We start from the raw sequence: 4,318 nt of genomic DNA, 5'->3' as shown, positions 1-4,318 counted from the left end.
TGTTTTACCGTGGTCAACGTGGCCGATAGTACCAACGTTAACGTGCGGTTTTGAACGTTCAAATTTTTCTTTAGACATTTAAATTGTCCCTCTAAGACACGGAATCGGTGGTTACACCACATCAACCAAGCAGTAAGTAAATTAGCGATTTGCTAGTGCTTGTTAAGATTTTAATCAGGGAGGCAAGAACATGAAGGAGTGGTGCTGATAGGCAGATTCGAACTGCCGACCTCACCCTTACCAAGGGTGCGCTCTACCAACTGAGCTATATCAGCACATCTGGAGCGGGCAGCGGGAATCGAACCCGCATCATCAGCTTGGAAGGCTGAGGTAATAGCCATTATACGATGCCCGCAGAACTCGGCTACCTGACTTAAAATCAGCTTTGTATTCTACTTAAGTGTTTACTAATTGAAAACACTTAAGTTAGGAATTAATGGTGGTGGGAGAAGGATTCGAACCTTCGAAGTCTGTGACGGCAGATTTACAGTCTGCTCCCTTTGGCCGCTTGGGTATCCCACCAAACCTAATTTTTAATGGTGCCGGCACCAAGAGTCGAACTCGGGACCTACTGATTACAAGTCAGTTGCTCTACCAACTGAGCTATGCCGGCTAAGTGGTGCGCATTCTAGGAGGACTTTCATCATGATGCAACAAAAAAATTGCGATATTTGTTCTTTTGCTTAGATTTTGTTCATTTTTGATTGAATTGTTGATTTTTTAGGAAAAAAACGACCAAAATGCCAACAAAAATTCATAATAGATTAGCAAGCTAATTTATCTATCCAGCCCCAAATTTATTAACCATCAATAAATTTTTAGAAAAAAGATTGATTGCGCCCTTGTTAGTCTACGCTAAAAAATTATTTTCATGACTATTTTTTATACTTTTTTTACAGATTTATTCAGTTCGTGTCAAAAAAAGTAGAAAAAATTTAAAAAATATCTACGCCTAAGAGTCATCACTCGTTATGATGCTGTTTATTTTTTATCGGATACGGGTGTTTTAAACAGCCTGTCCAACCTGCGAATACTAGGCAGATGTTGGCTTATGAATAACAAAGAACGCTTTATAACCCCTTATTTAGAATTTGACAGAAAGCACTGGGCAACGTTAAGAGATTCCGTTCCTTTAACGTTAACCGAAAAAGAGATTGCTGATTTAAAAGGGATTAACGAAGAAATTTCTATTGATGATGTAATTGAGATTTATCTTCCTCTTTCAAGATTACTCAATTTTTACATAAGTTCTAACTTACGTCGTCAAGCCGTCTTAGAGCAGTTTCTTGGAACAAGAAGCGCCAAAATCCCCTACATTATTGGTATAGCGGGTAGCGTTGCTGTTGGCAAAAGTACCACAGCTCGTTTGCTACAAGCACTTTTAACCCGTTGGCCAGAACATCGTAAAGTTGATTTAATTACTACTGACGGCTTTCTTTTACCTAATGCAGAGTTAAAGAAACGCGGAATAATGAAAAAAAAAGGATTTCCCGAATCCTATGATATGCATAGTCTTGTCTCCTTCGTTTCTGATATAAAATCAGGCAAGAAACAAGTAACAGCCCCTGTCTATTCTCATTTAGTGTATGACATCATTCCAGATAAAAAACAGGTTATTGAACAACCTGATATTTTGATCCTTGAAGGATTGAATGTATTACAGAGCAATCAGGATTATCCTCATGACCCACATAATGTTTTCGTATCAGATTATGTAGATTTCTCCATTTATGTTGATGCTGAAGAAGAATTACTAAAACACTGGTATATCAGTCGCTTTTTAAAATTTAGAGAAGGTGCGTTTACTGATCCTGAATCGTATTTTAATAATTACTCTAAATTAAGCAGAGAAGAATCTATTGAAATAGCGTCTTCAATTTGGCAAGAAATTAATGGTTTGAATTTGAAACAAAACATTCTTCCTACGAAAGAAAGAGCGAGCCTTATTCTAACCAAAGGCCAAAATCATACGATCACCAATGTTAGATTACGTAAATAAATCTAAACAATTATCAGTGTTTTATCTACGTATTATTATGTTTTAGTTATTAAAAAATAGTATTGATAAATAAAAAGCTTTCCAGTTTAGGAAAGCTTTTTATTTTTAGATGTTCGATGCAATTTAAGGTATTACGACGCACTTCTCAGTGAAATCTCACCACCTATATAAGGTATGATTTTCCCATCTTGTTCTAAAAGTAGAGCACCTTGATCATTGATACCTTTGGCAATACCAAAGATCTCTTTTTCACCAATAATAAGCTTCACTCGGCGATCCATAAAATTATCTAAACGTTTCCAACGCTCGATAAACACAGATAACCCTTGTTTTTCAAATTGAACAAATGCATCTCTTAATGCATTTGTAATTTCACAAGCAAGTTCATTTCTGTCAATTTTAATACCAACTTGCTCTAAATTAATCCATTGTTGGTTAATGGCTTCATTTTGATTTTTACTCATCGCGATATTGATACCAATACCTGTGACAATATGAGCAACATCACCTGTTTTTCCTGTTAGCTCAACAAGAATGCCTGAAAGCTTTTTATCATTTAAATAGAGATCGTTAGGCCATTTAACTTTAACGCCATCTGCGCCAAGTTTTTGCAAAACTTCAGCCATAATAACACCGACAACTAAACTCAATCCTATTGCAGCAGCAGGTCCTTGATCGAGTTTCCAATACATACTCAAGTATAAATTTCGACCAAAAGGCGAGATCCATTGACGCCCTCTTCTACCTCGTCCAGCAGACTGATATTCAGCAATACAGACATCACCCGATTTTAATTCGCTAATACGTTGGATTAAGTATTGGTTTGTAGAATCTATAACAGGAACAACGCTTGCAGGTTCACCTTTGATATTCTTGTTTACACTATTCACATTTAACAAATTCATAGGGGCATCTAGTTGATAGCCTTTTCCTGCGACAGTTTGAACATCAATACCCCAACTGCGTAATGTCTGAATATGTTTATTAATGCCTGCGCGTGTCATTCCTAAGCTTTCGCCTAGTTGCTCCCCTGAATGGATATTTCCGTCAGCAAGGAGCTCAATTAATAATAAAGGAGTAGGTGTTTCTTTCATGAAATAGCATCCACTGCATTGATTTCGCCATGTTGACCAATAAAGCGAACTTCTGGCTCTAATTGTACGCCGAAGCGCTCGAAGACTTTTTGGCGTATATATGCCGCTAAATTAACAATGTCTTTGCCTGTAGCTAAACCGTCTTTGTTGATGAGAACAAGTGCTTGCTTCATATGAACAGCCGCACCACCAATCTGATGGCCTTTAAGGCCACATTGATCAATTAGCCAACCCGCAGCAAGTTTTACACCATCTTGTTGAACATATTGAGGACAGAAGGGATATTCTGCTTTTAAATGTTGTGCAATACGAATATCAACAATTGGATTCTTGAAAAAGCTGCCTGCATTGCCTGTTATGGTAGGATCGGGTAGTTTACTCGTTCTCATAGCGCACACAGATCCAAACACATCTTTTGGCGTTACCGTTTCTAATGATAATTTTGATAGATCACCATAGGTAAGGATAGGCTCCCATTTTTTACTAAGCTGTAAGCCAACAGCAATAATCGCAAAGCCTTGCTGGTAATGATGTTTAAAAATACTATCACGATAACCAAATTGGCACGCTTCATTTGTCAATCGACTAACATGCCCAGTACTTAATTCAATAATATCCACATAAGCACAAATATCTTTTAATTCTTTGCCATAAGCGCCGATATTTTGTATTGGTGCTGAGCCCACATTTCCTGGGATCAGCGCTAAATTTTCCAGTCCATAGATATTTTTTTCTAACAGATATTCAATAAGTGCATGCCAGTTTTCGCCGGCACCAACATGGACAGACCAATATTGTTCATCCTCAGTAATTTCAATACCAGCAATACAGTTGCGAATAACAATACCATTAAAATCTTCTGTAAATAATACGTTGCTACCGCCACCTAGAATAAGAGTTGGCAATTTCTGCTCATGGGCATTTTGCCAATATGTACAAAGCTCATCTTTATTATTTGCAGTTTTTATTTGGTGAGCTTTTGCTCTCAAACCAAATGTATTAAATGCTTGCAATGAAACCGATTCTTTCATGAAAGTCTACCTCATTTAGCTGATGGCTTAGTTTAACAGCCAAGCATCGTCGAGGATAGCAAAGTGATAGGTGATTAGTTTGGAGATATTACATCTGCATTTCAGATGTCTTAGAATGCAAAAAAGCCAACCCATTGGGTTGGCTTTCTCGTCTTATTTAATGCCTGGCAGTTCCCTACTCTCACATGGGGAGA

The 4,318-nt window shown here is 37.5% G+C and carries 3 protein-coding genes, 4 tRNA genes and 1 pseudogene; 1 reads left to right on the top strand and 7 read right to left on the bottom strand.

Annotation, left to right across the window (positions count from 1 at the left end):
• The 5 genes and pseudogenes from ABN212_RS18505 to ABN212_RS18485 form a co-directional block, all read right to left on the bottom strand.
• Positions 1 to 78 (bottom strand): annotated as a pseudogene (locus ABN212_RS18505) (GTP-binding protein); the annotation flags it as partial.
• 121 nt (positions 79 to 199) lie between these two features.
• Positions 200 to 275, bottom strand: a tRNA-Thr gene (locus ABN212_RS18500).
• Positions 276 to 280: 5 nt separating this feature from the next.
• A tRNA-Gly gene (locus ABN212_RS18495) sits at positions 281 to 355 on the bottom strand.
• Between the two features lie 82 nt (positions 356 to 437).
• Positions 438 to 522: transfer RNA gene (locus ABN212_RS18490), tRNA-Tyr, on the bottom strand.
• Positions 523 to 537: 15 nt separating this feature from the next.
• Positions 538 to 613, bottom strand: a tRNA-Thr gene (locus tag ABN212_RS18485).
• Positions 614 to 1,051: 438 nt separating this feature from the next.
• Between ABN212_RS18485 and coaA the strand changes: the two genes are divergently transcribed.
• Positions 1,052 to 1,999: a type I pantothenate kinase gene (gene coaA, locus ABN212_RS18480; protein ID WP_088494065.1), complete on the top strand. Its 948-nt coding sequence runs from the start codon at positions 1,052 to 1,054 to the stop codon at positions 1,997 to 1,999.
• A gap of 131 nt (positions 2,000 to 2,130) precedes the next feature.
• Here coaA and birA read toward each other — a convergent pair whose 3' ends face one another.
• Entirely contained in the window at positions 2,131 to 3,093 is a 963-nt protein-coding gene (gene birA / locus ABN212_RS18475; protein ID WP_349443562.1) for a bifunctional biotin--[acetyl-CoA-carboxylase] ligase/biotin operon repressor BirA, read from the bottom strand.
• A complete protein-coding gene (gene murB, locus ABN212_RS18470) occupies positions 3,090 to 4,124 on the bottom strand; it encodes a UDP-N-acetylmuramate dehydrogenase (protein WP_198621075.1) in 1,035 nt (344 codons plus the stop codon). The genes birA and murB overlap by 4 nt, the downstream gene beginning before the upstream one ends.
• Between the last annotated feature and the right edge of the window lie 194 nt (positions 4,125 to 4,318).

The organism is Proteus genomosp. 6, assembly GCF_040139785.1.
GTDB lineage: Bacteria > Pseudomonadota > Gammaproteobacteria > Enterobacterales > Enterobacteriaceae > Proteus.
This window is presented reverse-complemented; position numbering and strand designations above follow the sequence as displayed.

What these genes read in the sequence shown, in the direction of transcription:
- coaA (WP_088494065.1), top strand. Translation starts at nt 1,052, where the DNA reads ATGAATAACAAAGAACGCTTTATAACCCCTTATTTAGAATTTGACAGA.
- birA (WP_349443562.1), bottom strand. Translation starts at nt 3,093, where the DNA reads ATGAAAGAAACACCTACTCCTTTATTATTAATTGAGCTCCTTGCTGAC.
- murB (WP_198621075.1), bottom strand. Translation starts at nt 4,124, where the DNA reads ATGAAAGAATCGGTTTCATTGCAAGCATTTAATACATTTGGTTTGAGA.